At 70.1% G+C, this 21,336-nt stretch carries 19 protein-coding genes and 1 pseudogene; 16 read left to right on the top strand and 4 right to left on the bottom strand.

The features are described 5' to 3' along the window. Positions 1–2 precede the first annotated feature (2 nt). From nirB to EJG53_RS27655, 5 genes are all read left to right on the top strand, one after another. Positions 3–2,630: a nitrite reductase large subunit NirB gene (gene nirB, locus EJG53_RS27675; protein ID WP_125047158.1), complete on the top strand. Its 2,628-nt coding sequence runs from the start codon at positions 3–5 to the stop codon at positions 2,628–2,630. Continuing rightward, the gene (gene nirD / locus EJG53_RS27670) at positions 2,627–2,974 is read left to right on the top strand and encodes a nitrite reductase small subunit NirD (RefSeq protein WP_125047157.1); all 348 of its coding nucleotides are present in this window, start codon (positions 2,627–2,629) and stop codon (positions 2,972–2,974) included. The genes nirB and nirD overlap by 4 nt, the downstream gene beginning before the upstream one ends. Positions 2,975–3,084: 110 nt before the next feature. Beyond that, a complete protein-coding gene (locus EJG53_RS27665; protein WP_125047156.1) occupies positions 3,085–4,020 on the top strand; it encodes an oxidoreductase in 936 nt (311 codons plus the stop codon). Further along, entirely contained in the window at positions 4,020–4,244 is a 225-nt protein-coding gene (locus EJG53_RS27660) for a DUF1737 domain-containing protein (protein WP_125047155.1), read from the top strand. The genes EJG53_RS27665 and EJG53_RS27660 overlap by 1 nt, the downstream gene beginning before the upstream one ends. Before the next feature lie 56 nt (positions 4,245–4,300). Further along, entirely contained in the window at positions 4,301–4,843 is a 543-nt protein-coding gene (locus EJG53_RS27655) for an RDD family protein (protein ID WP_125047154.1), read from the top strand. A gap of 22 nt (positions 4,844–4,865) precedes the next feature. On the opposite strand, the gene EJG53_RS27650 is transcribed toward EJG53_RS27655, so the two are convergent. After that, entirely contained in the window at positions 4,866–5,375 is a 510-nt protein-coding gene (locus EJG53_RS27650; protein WP_125047153.1) for a hypothetical protein, read from the bottom strand. Positions 5,376–5,780: 405 nt separating this feature from the next. On the opposite strand from EJG53_RS27650, the gene EJG53_RS27645 reads away from it, so the two are divergent. Both EJG53_RS27645 and EJG53_RS40740 read left to right on the top strand, forming a co-directional pair. Beyond that, positions 5,781–7,670: an APC family permease gene (locus EJG53_RS27645; protein ID WP_125047152.1), complete on the top strand. Its 1,890-nt coding sequence runs from the start codon at positions 5,781–5,783 to the stop codon at positions 7,668–7,670. Between the two features lie 103 nt (positions 7,671–7,773). Next, positions 7,774–7,938, top strand: a complete 165-nt coding sequence (locus EJG53_RS40740) for a hypothetical protein (RefSeq protein ID WP_154806406.1) — start codon at positions 7,774–7,776, stop codon at positions 7,936–7,938. Here the strand turns inward: EJG53_RS40740 and EJG53_RS27640 are convergent. Together EJG53_RS27640 and EJG53_RS27635 are read right to left on the bottom strand one after the other, a co-directional pair. Beyond that, positions 7,901–8,329, bottom strand: a pseudogene (locus EJG53_RS27640) (integrase core domain-containing protein); the annotation flags it as partial. The gene EJG53_RS40740 and the pseudogene EJG53_RS27640 sit on opposite strands and share 38 nt — an antisense overlap. After that, positions 8,325–8,690, bottom strand: coding sequence for a VOC family protein (locus EJG53_RS27635; protein WP_125047151.1), 366 nt, complete (start codon positions 8,688–8,690; stop codon positions 8,325–8,327). The gene EJG53_RS27635 and the pseudogene EJG53_RS27640, both read right to left, overlap by 5 nt. A gap of 96 nt (positions 8,691–8,786) precedes the next feature. On the opposite strand from EJG53_RS27635, the gene EJG53_RS27630 reads away from it, so the two are divergent. Then, positions 8,787–9,752, top strand: a complete 966-nt coding sequence (locus tag EJG53_RS27630) for a helix-turn-helix transcriptional regulator (RefSeq protein WP_125047150.1) — start codon at positions 8,787–8,789, stop codon at positions 9,750–9,752. Positions 9,753–9,894: 142 nt separating this feature from the next. After that, complete coding sequence (locus tag EJG53_RS27625) at positions 9,895–10,572, top strand: dioxygenase family protein (RefSeq protein WP_125047149.1); 678 nt, start codon at positions 9,895–9,897, stop codon at positions 10,570–10,572. On the opposite strand, the gene EJG53_RS27620 is transcribed toward EJG53_RS27625, so the two are convergent. Further along, positions 10,514–10,981, bottom strand: a complete 468-nt coding sequence (locus EJG53_RS27620) for an ATP-binding protein (RefSeq protein ID WP_125047148.1) — start codon at positions 10,979–10,981, stop codon at positions 10,514–10,516. The two genes, EJG53_RS27625 and EJG53_RS27620, sit on opposite strands and share 59 nt — an antisense overlap. Before the next feature lie 193 nt (positions 10,982–11,174). Here EJG53_RS27620 and EJG53_RS27615 point away from each other — a divergent pair, with 193 nt between their 5' ends. The 7 genes from EJG53_RS27615 (at position 11,175) to EJG53_RS27580 (ending at position 21,249) form a co-directional block, all read left to right on the top strand. Next, the gene (locus EJG53_RS27615; protein WP_125047147.1) at positions 11,175–12,026 is read left to right on the top strand and encodes a helix-turn-helix domain-containing protein; all 852 of its coding nucleotides are present in this window, start codon (positions 11,175–11,177) and stop codon (positions 12,024–12,026) included. Positions 12,027–12,029: 3 nt separating this feature from the next. Beyond that, entirely contained in the window at positions 12,030–12,407 is a 378-nt protein-coding gene (locus EJG53_RS43990; RefSeq protein ID WP_371858738.1) for a DUF397 domain-containing protein, read from the top strand. 270 nt (positions 12,408–12,677) lie between these two features. After that, positions 12,678–14,267, top strand: a complete 1,590-nt coding sequence (locus EJG53_RS27600; protein ID WP_125047146.1) for an AbfB domain-containing protein — start codon at positions 12,678–12,680, stop codon at positions 14,265–14,267. Positions 14,268–14,332: 65 nt separating this feature from the next. Beyond that, positions 14,333–14,872, top strand: a complete 540-nt coding sequence (locus EJG53_RS27595) for an RICIN domain-containing protein (RefSeq protein ID WP_125047145.1) — start codon at positions 14,333–14,335, stop codon at positions 14,870–14,872. A 64-nt stretch (positions 14,873–14,936) separates the two neighbouring features. Continuing rightward, positions 14,937–15,476 (top strand): RICIN domain-containing protein, encoded by a 540-nt coding sequence (locus EJG53_RS27590; protein WP_125047144.1) that lies wholly within the window; start codon positions 14,937–14,939, stop codon positions 15,474–15,476. Positions 15,477–15,637: 161 nt separating this feature from the next. Continuing rightward, positions 15,638–16,750 (top strand): hypothetical protein, encoded by a 1,113-nt coding sequence (locus tag EJG53_RS27585; RefSeq protein WP_244955364.1) that lies wholly within the window; start codon positions 15,638–15,640, stop codon positions 16,748–16,750. 182 nt (positions 16,751–16,932) lie between these two features. Further along, positions 16,933–21,249, top strand: a complete 4,317-nt coding sequence (locus tag EJG53_RS27580) for a Hint domain-containing protein (RefSeq protein ID WP_125047143.1) — start codon at positions 16,933–16,935, stop codon at positions 21,247–21,249. Positions 21,250–21,336: the final 87 nt, after the last annotated feature.

Genomic DNA, 21,336 nt, shown 5'->3' with positions numbered 1-21,336 from the left:
CCATGGCCGCAACCGCCGTTCCCACCCTCGTGCTCATCGGCCACGGCATGGTCGGCCAGCGGTTCCTCGAAGCCCTCGCCGACCGTGGGGTGACCCGCCGGTCCCGGGTCGTGGTGCTCTGCGAGGAGCCCCGGCCCGCCTACGACCGGGTCCAGCTCACCTCGTACTTCGCGGGCCGCACGCCGGACGACCTGTCCCTCACCGACCCCGGGTTCATGGCCCGGCACGGCATCGAACTGCACCTCGGCGACCCGGCCACCGCGATCGACCGCGCGGCGCGCACCGTCACCGCCCGTTCCGGCCTGACGGTCCCCTACGACACGCTCGTGCTGGCCACCGGCTCGTACCCCTTCGTACCGCCGGTGCCCGGCGCGGACAGCACCGGCTGTTTCGTCTACCGGACCGTCGAGGACCTGCTCGCCATCGAGGAGTACGCCAAGAACTCCCGCACCGGCACGGTCGTCGGCGGCGGCCTGCTCGGCCTGGAGGCGGCCGGTGCCCTCAAGGGCCTCGGACTGCGCACCCACATCGTGGAGTTCCAGCCGCGGCTGATGGCGGTCCAGGTGGACGAGGGCGGCGGCAGCGCGCTGCGCCGGACCGTGGAGGAGATGGGCCTGAGCGTCCACACGGGCGTGGGCGGCAAGGAGGTCGTCACGGGTGCGGACGGGGCCGTACGGGCCATGGAACTGTCCGACGGCTCGCGCGTCGAGACCGACCTGGTGGTCTTCTCGGCCGGAGTGCGCCCGCGCGATCAGCTCGCCCGCGACTGCGGGCTGGCGGTGGGCGAGCGCGGCGGCATCGTCGTGGATGAGCGGTGCCGTACCGGCGACCCGGCCGTGTACGCGATCGGCGAGTGCGCGCTGGCGGCCGACGGCAGGGTGTACGGCCTGGTGGCGCCCGGGTACGAGATGGCGGAGACGGCGGCCGCCGCGATCGCCGGCGACCGGGACGGGCCCGCCTTCACCGGCGCCGACACCTCCACCAAGCTGAAGCTCCTCGGCGTGGACGTGGCCTCCTTCGGGGACGCGCACGGCACCACCCCGGGCTGTCTCGACGTCGTGTACGCCGACTCCCGTTCCGGCGTCTACAAGAAGCTGGTCGTCGGCGCGGACGGCGAACTCCTCGGCGGTGTGCTGGTCGGCGACGCCGAGTCGTACGGGCTGCTGCGCCCGCTCACCGGCACCGTGCCGCCGGTCGCCCCGGAACAGCTCGTCCTCCCCGTGGGCACCGGCGCACCCGCCGGCGCGCTCGGCCCCGCCGCGCTCCCCGACGACGCGGTGATCTGCAACTGCCACAACGTCACCAAGAGCACCATCCGCACCGCGGTCTCCGAGCACTCCTGCACCACCGTGCCCGAGGTGAAGAAGTGCACCAAGGCGGGCACCGGCTGCGGCAGTTGCGTCAAGGCGCTGACCACGCTGGTCAACGACGAGCTGACGGCCGGCGGCGTGACCGTCGACCAGGGCCTGTGCGGCTGCTTCCCGCACACCCGCGCCGAGCTGTACGAGATCGTCCGCACCCGCCGCCTCACCTCGTACGCCGCACTGCTGGACGGCCACGGCCGGGAGGAGGCGCGCGGCGGCGACGGCTGCGAGACCTGCAAACCGACGGTCGCTTCGATCATCGCCAGCCTCGCCCCCACGGTCGGCGCCGACGGGTACGTCCTGGACGGCGAGCAGTCCGCCCTCCAGGACACCAACGACCACTTCCTCGCCAACCTCCAGCGCAACGGCTCCTACTCGGTCGTCCCGCGCATCCCCGGCGGCGAGATCACCCCGGAGAAGCTGATCGTCATCGGCGAGGTGGCCCGCGACTTCGGGCTCTACACCAAGATCACCGGCGGCCAGCGCATCGACCTGTTCGGCGCCCGCGTCGACCAGCTCCCGCGCATCTGGGCCCGCCTGGTCGACGCGGGCTTCGAGTCCGGCCACGCGTACGGGAAGGCGCTGCGCACCGTGAAGTCGTGCGTCGGACAGACCTGGTGCCGCTACGGCGTCCAGGACTCCGTCCGGATGGCCATCGACCTGGAGCTGCGCTACCGGGGCCTGCGCTCCCCGCACAAACTGAAGTCGGCCGTCTCCGGCTGCGCGCGCGAGTGCGCCGAGGCGCGCGGCAAGGACTTCGGCGTCATCGCCACCTCCAACGGCTGGAACCTCTACGTCGGCGGCAACGGCGGCGCCGACCCGCGCCACGCCGACCTGCTCGCCCAGGACCTCTCCGACGCCGAACTGGTCCGGCTCATCGACCGCTTCCTGATGTTCTACATCCGCACCGCCGACCGCCTGGAGCGCACCTCCGCCTGGCTGGAACGCATCGAGGGCGGCCTCGACCACGTACGGGACGTGGTCGTGCACGACTCGCTCGGCCTCTGCGACGAGCTGGAGGCCCTGATGGCCGCGCATGTGACGGCCTACCGCGACGAGTGGGCCGACACCCTCGCCGACCCGGAACGCCTCGCCCGGTTCGTCTCCTTCGTCAACGCGCCGGACGCCCCCGACCCGGCCGTCCGCTTCGTCCCGGAGCGCGACCAGATCAAGCCGGACCTGCACCTGCTGGCCGGAGCGACGCTGCCGGTCCGTACCGCTGCCGACAGCCGCCCCCGCACCCTGGAAGGGACCGCCGCCCGATGACTCTCGCCGTCGAACTCCCCTCGGACCGGCACTCGGACCGCACCTGGTTCCCGGTCTGTGCCCCCTCCGCCCTCGTCCCCGGCCGGGGCGTCGCCGCCCTCCTCCCCGACGGCGGGCAGGTGGCGCTGTTCATGGACCGCGCGGGACGCCCGTACGCCATCGGCAACCGTGACCCGTTCACAGGTGCGTACGTGCTGTCCCGCGGCCTGACCGGCACGGCGGACGGCCGCCCTTTCGTCGCCTCGCCCCTCCTCAAGCAGCGCTTCGACCTGGAGACGGGCGCCTGCCTGGACGATCCGGCGGTGTCGGTGCCCGTCTACCGGGTGCGGGAGATCGGGAGCTAGCCCCCACGCCCTCACTCCCGTGCCCCACGACCCACCCGGCCTGGGAGTATCCCCACCGGTCCGGGCGTAGGCTGGTGCCCCCGACGCCCCGACGAAGGAGCGCAGCAGGCGTGACCCGTTGGACCACGAGCCACATCCCCGACCAGACGGGCCGCTCGGCCGTCGTCACCGGCGCAAACAGCGGCATCGGCTACATCACCGCGCGCGAGCTGGCCCGCCGTGGCGCCCGTACCGTACTGGCCTGCCGCAACGAGGCCCGCGGGCACGCCGCGCTCGCCCGGCTGCGCTCCGAAGTACCGGCCGCCGAGGCCGAGTTCCGGCAGCTCGACCTGGCCGACCTGGCGTCCGTACGCGCCTTCGCTGCGGGCCTGGACGACTTCGACGGCGACCGTCTCGACCTCCTCGTCAACAACGCCGGTGTGATGGCGCTCCCGCACCGCCGTACCGCCGACGGCTTCGAGATGCAGTTCGGCACCAACCACCTCGGCCATTTCGCGCTCACCGGCCTCCTCCTGCCCAAGCTGCTGGCCACGCCCGGGGCGCGCGTCGTCACCGTGTCCAGCGGCTTCCACATGCTGAGCAACGTCGACCTGGGCGACCTCAACAGCGAGCGCGGCTACCGTCGCTGGATCGCCTACGCCCGTTCCAAGAGCGCCAACCTGCTCTTCGTCCACGAACTGTCGCGCCGCCTGGCACGCGCCGGTTCGCAGGTCCTGGCCGTCGCGGCGCACCCCGGGTACGCCGACACCAACCTGCAGACCGCCGGCGTGCGGATGGAGGGCCGTACGGGCGCCGAGCGCGTCGTGGCGCTGGCCAACCGCATCATCGGCCAGTCCGCCGAGTCCGGCGCCCTGCCGACGCTGTGCGCCGCCACCGCCCCGCACATGAAGCCGGACGCCTTCCTCGGCCCGCGCACCGGCCTGCGCGGCGCGACCGCGCCGTCCCCCCGCGCCCCGTGGACGCGCAACGACGAGACGTCGGCGCGGCTGTGGGACGCGTCGGAGGAGCTGACCGGCGTACGGTACGACTTCGGCGGTGCTGCCTGATGAACGCCCCCACCCCGAGCACCCCGCCGGACGGCATGCCCGTCTACCGCGTCCTGACCGGCCCGGACGACGCCACGTTCTGCCACCGGGTGAGCGAGATGCTCGCCCTCGGCTACGAGTTGTACGGCGGCCCCGCCGTGACCAGCAACGGCGGGCATGTGATCGTCGCCCAGGCGCTGCTCTGGCCGTCCGCGGCGCAAGGGGCCCGGGCAGCCGGATCGTAGGAGGTCCGGGCGGCGCGTTCGTAGCGGTCCCGGCGGCCGTGGCAAGATCCGCTCTCATGTACGACGAGCGTCACGCCCCGCCCGCCCCGGCCCCCACCAACCCCTATGCGCCGTACCAGTCCCACCCATATGCCCCACCACACCCCCATCCGTACCCCCACCAACCCCCCGTATACCGCCTCCCCGACATCCCCGAACCCGCCGGTGACCTCCGCCGCCTCACCGCGATCGTCATCGACAGCGTGCTGCTCACCGGCCTGCTCGGCGTGCTGTCCCTGGGCGTCCGGGTCGGCGGCGACCGCCCGTTCGGGGCGTTCTGGGCGGTGGCGATCGGGTGCGGGCTCGGGGTGTCGTTCCTCAACCACGTGGTGCTGACGCGGATGCTCGGCGCGAGCGTCGGCAAGTTCCTGGTCAGGACGCGGGTCATCCTGGAGAAGACCGGCACCCGGCCCCGCGTCCCCCGGCTGGTCAAGCGCTGGCTGGCCGGTTACGGATTCCTGGTGCTGTGGCTGATCACGGCGGTCTTCGACGATGCGGAGGACCCGGAGGACCTGTGCGGCGTACGCATGGTGCGCCGCCGCGACCTGCTGTCCGTATGAGCCCCGGGAACCGGACGGCCGGTCACTCCATCCCCGAAGCCTCGAAGATCCTCCGGGCACCGTCGCGGTCGACGCACTCGCCCAGCACCCGCAGCACCTCGCTCCCCGACCGCAGCAGCCCGCGCTCCCGGGACAGCCGGGCGCCGGTGTCGAGGAGGTGCCAGAGGGCCGGGTCGGCGGTGAGGACCTTGGGGTCCAGTTCGACGCGGTCGCCCAGCGCGTCGCGCAGCACCAGCCGGGGCGCCATCCCGTCGCTGCGGTGGACGAGGACCAGCAGATCGGTACGGACCCGGCGCTCCCGCAGCAGCCCACGTACGGCGAGCCAGCCCGCGCCGACCGTCACCCGTGCCGGGAAGAGCGCCGCGAAGAGCACCAGCGCGAGGGCCGTCCAGCAGGCGGCGCGCAGCGGGTCGAGGGTGCGGCAGGCGAGGTCGACGCCGAGCATGAGGCAGAGGACGCCGGCCGTGCCGCAGGCCGACGTGCGCAGTTCGGCCGTCCACCGGCGGTCGCGGTACGCCGTCGGGCCGTGCACCGGGGGTGGAAGGGCGTACCTCCTTCGCGTATGCCGTCCATCGCGCGTCACACCGCCTCTCCGTTCCATGGCCGTGACGGTAGGCCCGTGGCGGGCACGTCGCCCGGACATTGACGCGACACTGACGGCGCGTCGCGGCTGCTTGACGCACCGCTGACAACGCGGTCACCGCCGTACGCCGTACGCGTACCGGTGCCCGCGCCACCTGATGTCCCGGCCAACCGGTGCCCCGGCCACCCATCCGCATCGGTACGCGCCCGCCGGGCATCAAGAAGGCGTGAAGAAGGCCGGATCATCCGCCAAAGCCACGCCAAGAACCGGCGCGCCCGTACGAACCGGCACTCACGCTGGGCTGGCCCCGTCACCGGGGTTCTCTTCCCGCAGCGCACGGAGGTACGGCGAACGATGTCGATGGTGTGGAAATCCACGGGCCGGACCGCGGACCGGACAACCGGCCCGTCCCCTTCCGGTTCCGCCCCCACTCCCGCCCCCGCCTCCGCTCCCGATCCGGACGCCCGGCACCGTCTCACCTCCGTCCAGGGCCTCGCCGCCCTCTCCCTCGACGCGATGGCCTCCGTCGCGTACGGGCCCGAGTCCGTCGTCCTGATCCTGGCCGCCGCCGGCGCGTACGGCCTCGGGTTCACCCTCCCGGTGACCCTCTGCATCGCCGCCCTGCTCGCCGTCCTGGTCGCCTCGTACCGGCAGGTGATCGCGGCCTTCCCGAACGGCGGCGGTTCGTACGCCGTCGCCAAGGCGCACCTCGGGCGCCGCACGGCCCTGGCCGCCGCGGCCTCCCTCCTCCTCGACTACGTGCTGAACGTCGCCGTGTCGGTGACGGCCGGCGTCGCCGCGCTCACCTCCGCCTTCCCCGCCCTCTACGGCCAGCGGCTCTGGCTGTGCCTGGGGGTGCTCGTGCTGGTGACCGCGGTCAACCTGCGCGGCATCGTCGACTCGGCGAAAGCCTTCATCCTTCCCACCGCCGTCTTCGTGGGGTCGATCCTCACCGTCGTCGCGGTCGGCCTGTTCCGGGACGCGCCCGCCTCCACGGTGTCGGCCACCGGGCATGCCTCCGTCCTGGCGGACAACGCGACCTCGGTGGGCGCGCTGCTGCTGCTCAAGGCGTTCGCCGCCGGGTGTTCGGCCCTGACCGGCGTCGAGGCGGTCGCCAACGCCGTACCGTCCTTCCGCGCGCCCGCCGCCAAGCGCGCGCAGCGCACCGAGGTCGCCCTGGGCGCCCTGCTCGGCGTGATGCTGATCGGCCTCTCGGTGCTCATCGGGCGCTTCCACCTCCAGCCGGTCGAAGGCGTCACCGTCCTCGCGCAGCTCGCGGACGCGTCACTCGGCCACAACTGGGCTTTCTACGTCGTGCAGTTCGCGACGATGGTCCTGCTCGCCCTCGCCGCCAACACCAGCTTCGGCGGGCTGCCGGTCCTGATGGGCCTGCTGGCCCGCGACAACTACCTGCCGCACGTCTTCGGCCTCAAGGCGGACCGGCAGGTGCACCGGCACGGCGTCCTCGCGCTGGCCGCCGTCGCCGCCGTACTCCTCGGCTTCTCCGGCGGCGACGTGAACACCCTCGTCCCGCTCTTCGCCATCGGCGTCTTCGTCGGTTTCACCATCTGCCAGGTCGGCATGGTCCGCCACTGGCGGCAGGAACGTTCTTCCGGCTGGCGCGGCAAGGCCGCGCTCAACGGCTTCGGCGCGCTGCTGACCGGCGTCTCGGCCGTCGTCGTCACCGCGACGAAGTTCACCGAGGGCGCCTGGCTCATCGTCGTCGCGCTGCCGCTCCTCGTCCTCGCCTTCGAGGCGGTCCACCGGGCGTACGGCAGGATCGCGGACCGCCTGCACCTGGGCCGCATCCCCGAACCGCCGCACCGCGACCGCTCCCTCGTCGTCGTCCCCGTCTCCCACCTCTCCAAGCTCACCTGCGAGGCGCTGAACGCCGCGGTCTCGCTCGGCGACGAGGTGGTGGCCGTCACCGTCACGTACGCCGCGCCCGAGGACCGCCGCGCGGCGGAGTCCCTGCGCCGCGACTGGGAACTGTGGAACCCCGGCGTCGACCTCCTCGAACTGCCCTCCACCACCCGCACGGTGGGCCGCCCGATCGCCGCGTACGTACGCGAACTCGCCGGCCGGCACCCCCGTACCCGGGTCACCGTCCTGATCCCCGAGGTCGAACCGGCCCACCTCTGGCAACGCCTCCTCCAGAACCAGCGCGGCGCGGTCGTCGCCCACGCGGTGCGCCGCACGACGGACGCGACGATCTGCCGGCTGCGGTTCCGGGTGACGGCGTGAGCCGTGGTGGCCGTAGCCGTCGGGGGCCCGGTACCACTGTTAGGGTCGCTGGGGACGGAAACCGGTGGGACACCACCACCCCCTACTACCGCGGCCCTTCCTCATGCTTCTCGCCCGGATACTCTCCACCCTCGCGCTTCTCTGCGCGCTCGCCGTGACGGCCCTCGGGATCTGGCTCGGTGACACCTGGAACATCGTCCTCGGCGCCATCCTGATCTGCAGCGGGACCATCAGCGTCGTGACGGCCTGGCGAGCCCGCCGCCGCTGATGTACTGACCGGGCCCGTTGATCAATCGTGAGAATGGCGGCTGGTTGCCGCACGCGGTGTGGGGCCGGTGGTGGTTGTACCGGTGGAGCCAACCGGCCGGTGCGTCGCGTCGTTCTTGCTCGCTGGTGCAGCAGCGGGCGTAGGCCCAGCCCTCGGCCATGGTGCGGTGGAAGCGCTCGGCCTTCCCGTTCGTCCGCGGGCGGTAAGGGAGCGTGAACTTCGAGGTGATCGATAGCACTTCGCAGTTGTCGCGCCACAGGTACGAGCGGTAGGCGCCGCCGTTGCCCGACAGGACCCTCTCAATGGTGACGCCACGGTCAGCGAACCAGTCGACAGCCCGGTGCAGGAAGCCGACGGCGGTGACGGCTGTTTCGCCGTCGAGGAGGTCAGTCGACCGGGGAGACTCGGATGAGGTTGCCGTCAGGGTCCGTAATCACGAACGTGCGGCCGAAGACAGCATCATGCGGCTCCTGCACAACGTGGACCCCCTTCGAGACCCACCTCGTGAAGATCTCGTCAATCGCCTGCGATGGCCCCGGCGTCATGAGTCCGATCTCTGTCGTACGGGGGAGGCTCGGGACCGCGTGCTCGCTGTAGCCCGTCCACAGTGCGAACAGGACACCGGGGGCAGCTTCGAAGGCTACGTAGTGGGGACTGGTGAAGGTCGGTTCGATCTCGAACAGGTCGCTGTAGAAGGCGGTGGCGGCCTCGGCGTCGCGGACGCCGATCAGGAACAGGTTCGGTGCGGGCATGGAGCGCTCCTCAACTCGTTGATCTCTCGGTCCAGCACCCAGTGGATCAACCAATCGCGACAGAACCTGTCACCTTTTCCGAGAACATGGGTCAGCATGAAGGCTTCAAGACTCCTGCATCTCCTGCTGCTCCTGCAGACCCGTCAGCGGCTCACTACCACCGAGCTCGCCGCGCGCCTTGAGGTGTCCCGGCGGACTGTGCTGCGCGACGTCGAGGCGCTATCGACAGCGGGCGTGCCCGTCTATGCCGAACGTGGGCGGAACGGCGGGATCGTCCTGCTCCCCAGTGCACGGCTCAGCGCATCCCATCTGGAACCACCAGAACTGGAGGCCCTGTCCGTGGCCGGCTTGGACAGCGCACTACGTGAGCGAATGGGCCTGACTGCGGCATGGGAGTCGGCCGAGCGCAAGATCGCCGCCCGCCAGGCCGCAGCACCTGAGTCGCCGAGCCCGCTGCGGCTGGCTGACCTTGTGCTTGTCGACAGCACCGCGTGGTTTGCTGCCTCCGAGGCAGCGGTCGAAGTATCGGATCTGGCCTCGACCCTGCGACACCGGCGACGCCTTCGAATCCTGTACCGCCGCAGCGCCGAGAGCCAGGCCTCGACACGGGTGGTCGACCCGTACGGGATCGTGGCGAAATCAGGCCGCTGGTATCTCGTCGCCGATGACCAGGGCGACAGCAGGCTGCTCGCTCTGGAACGACTGTCGGCCTTCGAACAGCTAGACGCACCAGCCGTGCTCCAACCAGGCGAAACCCTCCACACCAGATGGGCCGTGCTGAAGAAACGCACTGAGGAGCAAGATCGCGTGAGCGTGACCATCCGCCTGCCGGAAAAGGGTCTCGACCTGGCGCGGCGCATCCTCGGCACCCGCATCCACCATGTCTCCGACGCGGAAAATGGCTCGTGCGTCGTCGTCGTGCGCTACCCCGACATCGAGTCGGTGCGTCAGCTTCTTCAGTTCGGCGACCACATCGAGGTGCTCGCCCCTGAGACGGCCCGCGCACGCATCAGTCAGCTCGCCAGGGACCTGGCTGACAGGCACTCAACCTCCGCATCGTGATTGCCGATCAGGCCCCCTGCTCTCCATCAACGTGCCCGGTCAGTACAGCGACAAGACGCCGGCATACGGTCAGTACCGACACCTCCCCTCCCGGCGGGTTCGCGGTCTTGCCCCTCCCCCCGCCAAGTGCGACAACGTCCCCATGCCGACCTCACCCACCCCGTACCGGGGCTTCCCTCTACGCCGACCCTCCCGGCCGCCGTTCCTCCTCCCCGCCGACCCGGAGAGCGCCGAACTGTACGGCCCCGTATTCGGCCAGGCCGACGTGTCACCCCTGGACAGCGACCTCACCCGCCACCACTCGGGCTCGGGCGCCCCCATAGGCGAACGCATCACCGTCACCGGTCGCCTCCTGGACAACCGGGGCCACCCGATCCCCCACCAGCTCCTGGAACTCTGGCAGGCCAACGCCGCCGGCCGTTACGCGCACCAGGGCGACCGGCACGACGCCCCGCTGGACCCCCACTTCACGGGCGCGGGCCGCACCCTCACCGACGCCGACGGCCGCTGGACCTTCACGACGATCAAGCCGGGCCCGTACCCGCTCGGCACCCCCGACCACGCCTGGCGCGCCGCCCACCTGCACTTCTCCCTCTTCGGCCGCGCGTTCACCCAACGCCTGGTCACCCAGATGTACTTCGAGGGCGACCCCCTCCTGGCCCACGACTCGGTACTCCACGCGGCCCCGGACGCGGAGGCCCGCCGCCGCCTGACCGCCACCTACACCCCAACGCCCCTGCTACCTGGCTGCCCCACGTCCCTCACCTACCACTGGAACATCGTCCTCGGCGGCCCGTCACCGATGGTCGCTCCCGCCTGACGTCCAGCTCGCACCACACCGTCTTGCCGACCTGCCGCTCCCGCACACCCCACCGCACGGCCACCTCCTGCACGAGCACCAGCCCGAGCCCACCGGGACTGTCGTCCCCCGGCCCCCGCACATGCGGCCACGCTTCCCCATGCGCATCACTGACCGCCAGCCGCAACACCTCCTTCCCCACCGTCAGGTGCACACGTACGAGCCGACCGGGCACCCGGCCGTGCGTGATCGCGTTCGTCAGCAGCTCGGACACCAGCAACTCGGCGTCGTCCACGAGGTGCCCGTACCCCCACTCCCACAGCAGCCGGGCCATCCGGTACCGCGCGAGCCGCACACTCTTGGGGAACGGCGAGTAGTCGAGCAGGTCCTCGTAGAGGACGGTTCCTGTGGGGTCATGCGGAGAGATCATCGACGGCCACCTCCGGATTACGAGCAGCGCGCACCCTTGCGCCAACTGATGCGGCCGCGCGAGCAGTTCGTTCGTTACGGACGGTAGGGGCGCCACGACGTCCACCACAATCGAGCGGTGCAATTTTCACCCGTGAGGGTTGCCGGGTCGCAATCCCGCACCCAAGCCGCTCCCCACGAGCGAAGGTGAGCGCATGGAACGCAGCCAGACATCACAGGGCAACCGCATGTCGACCGTGCTGGGCCGCCGCCTCGGCGGCGAACTCACCAAGCACCGCCTCGCCGCCGGCCTCACACAAGGCCAAGCGGCCAAGGTCATCAGCGCGTCGACCGGCAAGGTCGCCAGGATGGAAAGCGGCTGGGTCCCGATGCGCGACCCGGACATCCGCATCCTGTGCGAGCTGTACGAGGTGAGCGACCCGGCAACGGTGGGCGGGCTACTGGAACTGGCCCGCGTGGACCGGGAACGGCGGAAGGCGAAGGGGTGGTGGAGCGACGCTTCGGTCTTCCCCGCGATGAAGGAGTACGTCACCCTGGAGAGCGCCGCGACGACGATCAAGACCTGGCAGATTGTCTTCGTGCCTGGCCTCTTGCAGTCCGAGACTTACATTCGAGCCCTCAACCCCGACGACAGGTTCGTAGCCACGCGGCTCGCCCGCCAGAAGCGTCTGGTTGACAACCCGCCGCTCCAGCTTCGCGCCGTCATCTACGAGGCTGCCTTGAGGAACCTGGTGGGCGGAGCTGAGACGATGCGTGGCCAGCTCGACCACCTTGTGAACACGGCGACCCTGCCCAACGTCACCGTGCGCGTGCTTCCGTTCCGAGCCGGCCATCAGCTGGGCATGGGATGCGGCTTCAACGTCATCTCCTTCGCAGAGCCTGGCTCGATGGACGTGGTCTACATGGAGATCCCTCGCTCTCAGACGTGGATTGAAGGTGGAGCGGAGGCTTCCGCACACGATGACATGTTCGAGAGGATCGCCGAGCAGGCACTCAGCGAGCATGAGTCGCGCACCTTCATTCGCAACTTGAGCAAGGAGCTATGAACCATGCCGGAGCTCGTTTTCCGCAAGTCCACCTACAGCGACCACGACCACGAGTGCGTCGAAGTAGCCGCCAACCACCCCCGCACCATCGCCATACGCGACTCCAAGCGCACCGACGGCCCCACCCTCCACGTCAGCCCCGCCGCGTGGACGGCCTTCCTTACCACACTCCACACGGAGCAGTGCCCCATGGCCACACAAGCATTCCGCAAGTCCAGCTACAGCAACGCCCACGAAGAATGTGTCGAGGTAGCCGTCAGCTCCCCCGACGCAGTCGCCATACGCGGCTCCAAGCACCCCACCGGCCCCATACTCCACCTCTCCCCCGCCGCTTGGGCCTCTTTCCGGACCTCCGTACGCAGCGGTTGGTTCGAGCACTAAGACACTTGGCTCCTGGATAGTGCCGCGGAGCCGAATGACCATCGCGGCATGGCCGCCCCACTGGCCTGGCGGCCTCTCCCAGACCAGCCCGCTGAGCTCCCGAATGGGTGCGCCGGCGAGTGTCAGGTTCCCTGTTCCTAACGAAAACGGACAACTTAGGCAAGTCCCCTTTGACTCTCATTAAGAACACATCAGAGACTTCACGGGCGTTCGTCGTGTACACGATCAGGTCGCCCGTACGGGGGGCTAGAGGGGTTCCTGAGAACAAAAATGAACAAGAGCAACATCGGTCCCGCGCGTGCGGGTTCCCTCCGCGCGCGGCGCCTCGTCGCGCACGCAATCGTGACCGCCACGGCGCTGGCGGCCGTCAGCGGCATGGTGGCTCCGGTCGGCGCCTTCGCCGCGCCCTCGGATGTGGTCAGCGCGGCGGATGTCATCCGCACCAGCGAGAGCGACCGGGTCGGCGCGGGGCGGAAGATCGAGTACGAGGTGACGGCGGAGCAGCTCGGACTGAGCGACCGTGACTTCATCATCATGCTGTGGGGCAAGGCCATGGACGCCGGCGACAAGTGGGAGGCGGTGTGCCGGGCCGCGGAGAAGGCCATCGCCAGCGCCTCCGCCGACGACCACGTGCGCTTCATCACCACCGGCATCGGCGAGGCGCGCGAGCTGGACTGGCAGCGTGAGCAGGAGCAGAAGTCCGCCGACCGTATGGCGCGGAAGCTCAAGTCCCAGGCTCTGATCGCGGTCGGCATTCCCGTCAACCCCGACCTGCTGACGCTCAGCGACGACAACTTCATCCGCGCGATCATGTTGCATGACGCCGCCTCGCCGGAGGTCAAGAAGGCCGCCTCTCGCGCTCTGGGGGACAAGGACCCGGCCGTCTGGCGTGCTTTCATCGCTGACGGCGCGCGTGAGGCGCACGACCGTGACATGGAGAACGAGCGCAAGGAACTGGAGGAGAAGGACCGCGACGAGGCCCGGCGGCGCGCGGAGCTGGACGCCCGCCGGAGTGCCGCGTCCCTGTTCGACCTTGAGCTTTCCGAGGCGATGAAGAACTCCGGCGACGACGACTTCATCCGCACGCTGTTCAACTCGATAAAGGCTGAGGACCGGAGCACGGTCCTCTATGACGCGACTCTGAAGGCTTTGAGCAGCTCCGACCCGGCGGACTGGCGGACGTACATCCACTCCGGTGCCAAGCAGGCCCGCAAGCGTGACTCCGAGATCGCGGCAGAGAAGAAGGCGAAGGAGGACCTCGACAAGGTCCGCACGATCCGGGCCGATGCGGCGAACACCGGCGTGCACCCCAATCTGGTCGCTGCGGCGGACAAGGCGCTCAAGGGCAGCCCCGGGGACGTTGCCGCGTTCCTCAGGGAGGGCCAGGGCCGGGCCCTGCGGCAGTCTCTCCAGTCCGGCAACCCGAAGCTGAGCGGCTGGTACCTCCGCCAGTCCAGTGTTGACGGCGGGAACAGCTTCCTGACCCCGGTCAGCGCCAAGAGCAAAGAGACCGACCGTGAGGACGCCACGTGGGTCGTCACGAAGGCGCTGGTCAAGGCTCCCGGCTGCTACTCCTTCGAGTCCGTACGCAAGCCCGGCCACTATCTGTCGCTGAAGGACTCCCGGGTGCGGATCGCTCTGAACGACAAGAGCGAGGGCTTTCTCAACGGCGCCACCTGGTGCGTGCACGTCACCAAAGCCGGCACGACCTTCGAGTCCAAGGCCAAGGCCGGTCACATGCTGCGGCAGTACAAGGGAGACCTTTACGCGGCCGTCAAGAACGGCAAGCGCGCCTACGACACGGCCAAGGACTTCGAGCTGGACACCACCTGGAACATCTCCACGCCGCTCGCCGGCTGACCGGCACACCTGAACCATTCGACGTCACGGACGTCGTCAGCTTGAGAAGAAGAACGGACATCACGATGCCTCGGCCCATCCGAGCCGCGCTGGCCACCGCCGCCGGTCTCACCGCGCTCGTCGGCGGCGCGGCCACCGCCCACGCCGCTCCCGCCGCCTCCACACCGGCGGCGGTACAGCTCCAGGCCGCGCACAGCGGCAAGTGCCTCACCATCGCGGGCGGCAGCTTCAACAACGGTGCCAACGCCGTGCAGTCGGCCTGCGTCGACGGCCTGGACAACCAGACCTTCGAACTCGTCCCCGCCGGGGGCGGAACGTTCGAGGTACGGGCAAAGCACAGCGGCAAGTGCCTCGAAGTGCGCGGCGCAGGTACGGCGGCGGGCGACAACGTCTGGCAGTGGTGGTGCGGCGAGGGCGACCACCAGCGCTGGCGGTTCCGCCTGGTCGAGGTTGCCAAGGAGCTGTTCGAGCTGCGTCCCGAGCAAGCGCCGAACCTCTGCCTGGAGGTCAACCGCAGCAATCTGGCCGACGGCGCCAACGTGGCGCAGTGGACGTGTCACGGGGGCGACAACCAGCGCTGGCGGATCCTGCCGGTGACCGCCTGACGTGGCGCCTGCCGACCGCATTGCCCTGAATGACGACAGAACCACGAAGAAAGAGAACCGCACGATGGCACGGACCACCCGAGCTGCGCTCGTCACGGCCGGTATGGTCGCCGCGCTGACCGGCGGCGCGACGACCGCCCACGCGGCGAACGTCGCTCCCGCGCCGGTCGCGGAAACCGTACAGTTCCAGCTTGCCGCCACCGGCAAGTGTCTGGACGCCTCCCCCTACACGGCAGGGGATCAGACGAAGGTGCAGCAGCTCTCCTGCGATGGCACCGACGCCCAGAAGTGGCGCGTCGTCCCCGCCGCGGAGTCCACCTTCGAGGTGCGCAACGTGGTCAGCGGACGCTGCCTGGAGGTGCGCCGGTCACAGACCCAGTCCGGTGCCGAGGTGTGGCAGTGGCCCTGCAACGGCGGTGAGCAGCAGCGCTGGACGTTCGGTCTCCTGGACGCGGTCAACAAGCTCTACGAGATCCGCCCCAACCACATCGGTGACCAGTGTCTGGACATCGGTCACGCCCAGGACACCGAGGGTGCCGCGATCTGGCAGTGGAAGTGCAACCAGGGCGCCGCCCAGCAGTGGCGCATCCAGCCGGTCAAGTGACCTACTGAGCCGTGCCGTTCGAGGCACGGCGGACAACGCCGTGAGGAGACGGTGCCGCACCGGTTCGGCGGTGGCGGCACTGTCCTCACGTGCGCTCTTTCGCGTAACCGGTCGCAGCCGTGCCGTGCTGCCTGCTGGTTTTCTTCTCCGAGGGGACTTGAGTGAGACGTCAGTGGTGGATCGCCCAGGCGTTGACGTGCAGCGTGCTGACCGGCGGCGGCGCAGTCGCGGGAACGGCGCCGGCCTGGGCCGAGGCTCAGGGGGGCGTTCCGGCAGCCCGGAGCCAGGCCTTCGCCCAGGACTCCGACGCGGCCGCGCTCGTGATCGCCGAGGCGGCCGAGGACGCCAGAAGGGAAGTGCGTCACTACGCGTTGACGCATCCGTTCGCGGAAGTCCGCGTGTCGGCCTGGAACGCTCTGCGCAGTGAGGACCCGGAGGCGATCGCGAAGTGGCTGGCTCCGGACGGCGGTTACGACTTCGCCAGCAACCGGGGACGTACCCTTCGGGCCCGGAACCGGGCGTACATCGAGCGGATCATCCGCACCCACCCCAAGAGCTACTCACCTGAGGTGCGGGCCGCTGCCGAGAAGGCACTGAAGGGCACTCCTGACCAGCAGGCCGCATTCGTCCGCACGGGATACGCCGAGGCACAGAAGCGCGACCGTGCCCAACGCGACGCCGACACCCAGCACCAGCAGGAGGTCGCAGCCGCGGAGCGCGAGTACGTGCGCGGTCGCGGCGAACGCGACCCGGGTGAGCACGTACGGACGGCGGCACAGTGGGCACTGCGGCCCGGTGCCACCGACGACGACATCGCGGAGTTCTACGGCTACGGGTGGATGTCCGGCGCGGCGCTGGACCTGGAAGGCCGACGGTCGCGGATCGCGGACGCGGAGACGCGCCGCCACCACCAGCTGAGCCGCCTGATCCAGGTGGCCGTGGCGGCCGAGGAGGCCGTCACGGGCGCCGCCGACACGGCGAAGGCCCGAGCAGAGGCCGAACAGGCCTGGCGGGCCGTGGCCGAGCACGCCGACGCCGCCCGCAAGGCGTGGTTGGCCGAGCAGACCGCCGCCGAGAAGCAGGCGGAGAACTGGCGGGCCATCGCCGAGCAGGCCAAGAACTCCGCCGCGCTCACCTGGAAGAACATCGCCGAGTCGGCAGAGAGCAACAGCGCGGCGTGGGCCAAGGAACTGGCGGACTCCGCGGCATCGACTGCCTTTTGGCAGAAAATGTTCGACCGGGCCAGGGAAGGCGAGATCCGGGTCAAGGGCTGACCTTCGGCTCTCCTCTTTCATGTCACCCTTTTCGACTTTCCCGTACCTGCCCTGCTCGGACGCCGAACGCTACCGAGCAGGGCAGGGCTCATTTCTGTGTCCATTAACTAAGGGGGGTTCTTCCCTTGACAGGTAGATTCCGGCTCAGAGCCGGACGGCCACGCACCGCCGTGACCGGAACCATGTCCAAGGCCGTTTCCGCGGTCGTGGCCATGGCGGTGCTCGGCACCACGGCGACCGAAGCCGTCGCCGCCGTTCCCGCCAAACCCGCCCGGGCATCGTCGTTCGCCCAGGCGATGGCGACACTCGACGCGGCTACCGCGTCGCTGCCGAAGCCCGGGGCCACGACGAAGGCGCCGGCCGAATCCCGGCTCGCACGGCTCAGCGCGGAACGCGACCGCCAACTGGTCCAGGACTTCGCGGACTGGGACCCGGAGGAGGAAGTCAAGGAAGCCGCCAAAAAGGCCCTGGAGAGCGACGACCCGAACGCCATCCGGGAATTCCTGGAGCACGGCGAGGCCGAGGCCCGAAAGCGCGCCAAGGACAAGAAGACCGACCACGACGCCGAGTACCGCCAGAAGATCGAGGCGATGCGCGGCACCGGCGGGCCGCACTTCAACACCGAGGTCGAACGTGTCCTGGGCCCCAAAGCCACGGCACAGGACCGCGAGGCCTTCCTGGAATACGGTGCGCAGATCGCACGGGACCGGGACGCGAAGGACGAGAAGACCGCCAAGGAGCGCGCGGCCGAACTTCGCAGGCGAGTGGAGATGCTCGCCACGGTCGGCGGCACCCATGTGCAGGCGGCGGCCAAGGCCGCACTCGCCACCGGCACCGACGCGGCCATCACGGAGTTCCTGGAAAAGGGCTACCAGGTCGCCGCGCAGCAGGACGCCGATGACCAGGCAGCCCACGAAAAGGCCCTGAAAGAGGAGCAGGAAGCCGCCGACAAGCTGGCGGAACTGGCGATCAAGACGGCTCGCGCCGCCAAGGCCCGTACCGCGCTGATCGGCTTCCACGGGGATGCCGTCAAGGCCCTCAAGGACGCGTCCAACGCCATGACGTCGGCCGCCAGGGCCGCACGCGAGGCCGACCAGATGCTCTCGGCCGACCGGGCCGGCAAGACCCTGTCCTCCTACGACGAGGTCAAGGCCGAGGCCGCCCGCCAGGTGAAGTACGCGACCCAGGCGGCCAAGGAAGCCCGTCAAGCGGCCGCCCAGGCCAAGGTCCAGGCCGACATCCTGGTGGAGACCGGACTGACTCACGGCACGGAGTGGTCCGAGGTCGCCTCCGGCCTCGCGGCCGCCGCGGACGCGGCGGTCAAGGCGAGTGAGACCGCCCAGCACGCCGTGGACGCCACGGCCGCCGACGCCGCGGCGCTCAACTCCAAGAACGCGGCCGAGGCGCACGAGCAGCAGGCCAAGCAGTGGCGCGCCAACGCCGAGCAGCACGCCAAGGCGGCGGCCACGATGGCCGCGGCCGCCGAGAAGCAGGCCAAGATCGCGGCCGACGCGGCGGCCCGGGCCAAGACCGCTCGTATCGAGGCGGAGAAGGCTGAAGCGGAGGCGTGGGAGCACGCCAAGAAGACCCGTGCGGCCCGCCTCGAAGCCGAGCGGCAGGCGAAGATCGCCGCCGAGCAGCGCCAGATCGCCGAACGCGAGCGCAAACTGGCCGCCGAGGCCCGCGCCCGTGCCGAGCGCGAACGCGACGCCGCGGCTGCGGCACGGGCTCGCGCGGAGGCCGAGGCCCGTACCGCCTCCGCCCTGAGGGCCCAGGCCCAGTCGGCCGCCGCCACCGCCGCCTCGGCGCGCGCGAGTGCCGAGGAGAAGGAAGGCATCGCGGCCAAGGCCGACGAGCGGGCCCGCGGCGACGAGCGGGCGGCTCACGAGGCCCGGGACAAGGCCTTCCAGGCCGAACAGAACCACCGGGCCGCGGAGGCCAAGGCCAAGGCCACCGAGGCGATCGCCGCCTCCGGCCGCGGCACCCTCAACGCTGCCGAAGCCCGGGCTGCAGCGGACGGCGCCCGTCAGGACGCCAACGCCGCCGGAGCGGCGGCCGGTCAGGCACGCAGCGCCGCCGACGGCGCCAGCGGTGCGGCCGTACGCTCCCGCGCCGCCGCTACCGAAGCCGCCGGGCACGCCGCCCGGGCCCGCGCCGCTGCGGCCGAGGCCACCGCGCACGCCGCCAAGGCCGACGCCGCAGCCAACAAGGCCGAAGCCGCTGCCGCTGCCGCCAATGCCGCAGCGAACAAAGCCGAATCCGAGGCAGCCGCCACGCACGCCGCGGCGCAGCGCGCCAACGCCCAGGCCGCCGAGGCCACCGCCCAAGAGGCCCGCGCGGGCATCGCCGCCCACGAATCCGCCCGCCTGGCGGACCTGGCCATGCGGGAGGCCAAGAACGCCCTCAACGCGGCCAACCGCACCAAGGAAGAAGCCGAAGGCGCGGTCCGCGAAGCCGCGATGGCCCGACTCCAGGCCACCACCGCGGTCCAGGCATCGGTGGCCGCCCGCGGCACGGCGGCCGGCATCGCCGACCCGGCCAACACCGCCATCGAAATGACCGCGCCCTTCACCGGCTCGGACGTCGACGCGGACTTCGCCACGCAGGTCGCCAAGGCCGCCCTGGAGACCGGCCAGGAACAGGTCGAATCCGCCGAGGCCAAGGCCACCGAGGCGCTCAAGGCCGCCAAGGCCGCCGAGGACGCCGCCAAGCGGGCCAACGCCCAGGTGGCGCCCGCCTTCAAGGCCGCCGCCGACGCCGCGAACTCCGCGGCGAACGCCGCACGTTCGTCCGCCAACGCCATGAAGTCCGCTGCCCAGGCGGCCGACGACGGCGCCAAGGCCCGTGCCGCGGCAGCCAGCGCCAACAAGGCCGACGCCCAGGCCCAGGCCGACGCGCAGGCCGCCCGCCAGGCCGCCAACCAGGCCTACGCCGACGCCAAGGCAGCCCGCGACGCAGCCAACGCGGCCGAGGCCGAAGCATCCCGCGCCCGCGGCGCCGCCGCCGAGGCCACGCAGCACGCCAACGCCGCTGCCGCCGCCGCTTCCAAGGCCGAACACGAGGCCGCGGTCGCCCAGAGCGCCGCCACCCAGGCCGAGAACGACGCAGCCGCCGCAAGCAAGCTCGCCGACTCCGCCGAACAGCACGCCAAGTCGGCAGAGGAAACCGCGAAGAAGGCCAACCAGTACGCCCAGGAGGCGAAGGAATCCGCCGAAAAGGCGGAGGCTTACGAGCGTGAGCAGGAGCGGAAGCGGCGCGAGGAATCGCTGAAGGAGGAGAGCGGCAAGGGCGACTCCGAGGAACTCACTGCGGGCCAGGAGGCAGCTCTCAAGGCCGCCGGCATCACGCCTGAAGAGTACAAGGCAGCTCTCGAACTCGACGACAAGGGATTCCTCGGCTTCCTCAAGGAACACGGCGCCGAAATCCTGGTCTCCCTTCTTGGCCTTGACGACGTCAAGGCGTGTTTCACCAAGGGGGACATCGAGGCTTGCGTCTGGACTCTCATCGGCGCGCTCCCTTGGGGCAAGGCCTTCCAGGCCATCAAGGAAGCCCCGGCGATCACCAAGGCCATCTACCGGACTGTCACGGGCATCGGCAAGTTCATCGAGGAGTCCGACAAGGCGAAGAAGCTGATCCGCAAAAGCAAGGAGATCATCGACAAGCTTCGTAAAAACCCCTGTTTCTCAGAGAAGGAAAAAAATAGCTTCACTCCAAAAACTCCGGTGCTGATGGCCGACGGTTCACGTAAGGCTATCCGGGACGTGCGAGTCGGTCAGCAGGTTCTTGCTACCGATCCGACAACCGGCCGGACAGAGTCGCGCGCTGTCACCGCCGTCATCGTCGGCGAGGGACAGAAGCACCTGGTAGAAGTCACCATCGACACCGATGGTGCAGCCGGAAACGCCACCGGAACACTCATGGCCACCGACGGCCACCCGTTCTGGGCCGCCAACCGCAGCCAGTGGGTGGACGCCAAGGACCTCAAGACGGGTGACCAACTCCGCACCTCCGACGGTGACCTGCCCGAGGTCGTCGGCACCCGCGCCCGGACCGAGGTCCGTAGGGTCTACAACCTCTCCATCGCGGGCATCCACACCTACTACGTGATGGCGGGCGGGACTCCGGTTCTCGTTCACAACAGCGGCTGTGATCCCGGGGTTCGCCCGACTGTCAAATGGTCGCGACCTGACTGGGACGGCTGGAAGCACGTACAGGAAACACACCGCGAAGGCGCAGTGGAATACTTGAAGGACCCGCTCAACAAGGGTGTATTCTCTGGGAAGTTCGTCAAGGGTGAAGAGCTGAAGAAGCGCCTGCAGGAGGTTATCGACAACGGCAGGGCCTCCCCCAACACCATGGGGAGGGAAGGCACGGTGTACGAGTATGACTTCCATAAGCGGATCGGCCGCCTCTCAACGGCGGAAGGCGGTCGCGAAGCAACCGCAATTCGCGTGATCATCCTCGATGACGGAACCCTGAAGACCGCCCATCCCATATAGTCTCGGCAGGCGGGGGTGATCCGCGAGTGGGGATGCCCCCGCTCGCGGATCACCCCCGCCATCATCTCTCGCCTCCGCAGCAGTCAA

It is taken from the genome of Streptomyces chrestomyceticus JCM 4735, from assembly GCF_003865135.1.
Classification (GTDB): Bacteria; Actinomycetota; Actinomycetes; order Streptomycetales; family Streptomycetaceae; genus Streptomyces; species Streptomyces chrestomyceticus.
The sequence above is the reverse complement of the archived record's forward strand: the minus strand, read 5'-3'. Positions and strand labels throughout refer to the sequence as shown.

Excerpts from the sequence above, each read along its gene's own strand:
- nirB (WP_125047158.1), top strand. The coding sequence starts at position 3 with ATGGCCGCAACCGCCGTTCCCACCCTCGTGCTCATCGGCCACGGCATG.
- nirD (WP_125047157.1), top strand. The coding sequence starts at position 2,627 with ATGACTCTCGCCGTCGAACTCCCCTCGGACCGGCACTCGGACCGCACC.
- EJG53_RS27660 (WP_125047155.1), top strand. The coding sequence starts at position 4,020 with ATGAACGCCCCCACCCCGAGCACCCCGCCGGACGGCATGCCCGTCTAC.
- EJG53_RS27655 (WP_125047154.1), top strand. The coding sequence starts at position 4,301 with ATGTACGACGAGCGTCACGCCCCGCCCGCCCCGGCCCCCACCAACCCC.
- EJG53_RS27645 (WP_125047152.1), top strand. The coding sequence starts at position 5,781 with ATGTCGATGGTGTGGAAATCCACGGGCCGGACCGCGGACCGGACAACC.
- EJG53_RS40740 (WP_154806406.1), top strand. The coding sequence starts at position 7,774 with ATGCTTCTCGCCCGGATACTCTCCACCCTCGCGCTTCTCTGCGCGCTC.
- EJG53_RS27635 (WP_125047151.1), bottom strand. The coding sequence starts at position 8,690 with ATGCCCGCACCGAACCTGTTCCTGATCGGCGTCCGCGACGCCGAGGCC.
- EJG53_RS27630 (WP_125047150.1), top strand. The coding sequence starts at position 8,787 with ATGAAGGCTTCAAGACTCCTGCATCTCCTGCTGCTCCTGCAGACCCGT.
- EJG53_RS27625 (WP_125047149.1), top strand. The coding sequence starts at position 9,895 with ATGCCGACCTCACCCACCCCGTACCGGGGCTTCCCTCTACGCCGACCC.
- EJG53_RS27620 (WP_125047148.1), bottom strand. The coding sequence starts at position 10,981 with ATGATCTCTCCGCATGACCCCACAGGAACCGTCCTCTACGAGGACCTG.
- EJG53_RS27615 (WP_125047147.1), top strand. The coding sequence starts at position 11,175 with ATGGAACGCAGCCAGACATCACAGGGCAACCGCATGTCGACCGTGCTG.
- EJG53_RS43990 (WP_371858738.1), top strand. The coding sequence starts at position 12,030 with ATGCCGGAGCTCGTTTTCCGCAAGTCCACCTACAGCGACCACGACCAC.
- EJG53_RS27600 (WP_125047146.1), top strand. The coding sequence starts at position 12,678 with ATGAACAAGAGCAACATCGGTCCCGCGCGTGCGGGTTCCCTCCGCGCG.
- EJG53_RS27595 (WP_125047145.1), top strand. The coding sequence starts at position 14,333 with ATGCCTCGGCCCATCCGAGCCGCGCTGGCCACCGCCGCCGGTCTCACC.
- EJG53_RS27590 (WP_125047144.1), top strand. The coding sequence starts at position 14,937 with ATGGCACGGACCACCCGAGCTGCGCTCGTCACGGCCGGTATGGTCGCC.
- EJG53_RS27580 (WP_125047143.1), top strand. The coding sequence starts at position 16,933 with ATGTCCAAGGCCGTTTCCGCGGTCGTGGCCATGGCGGTGCTCGGCACC.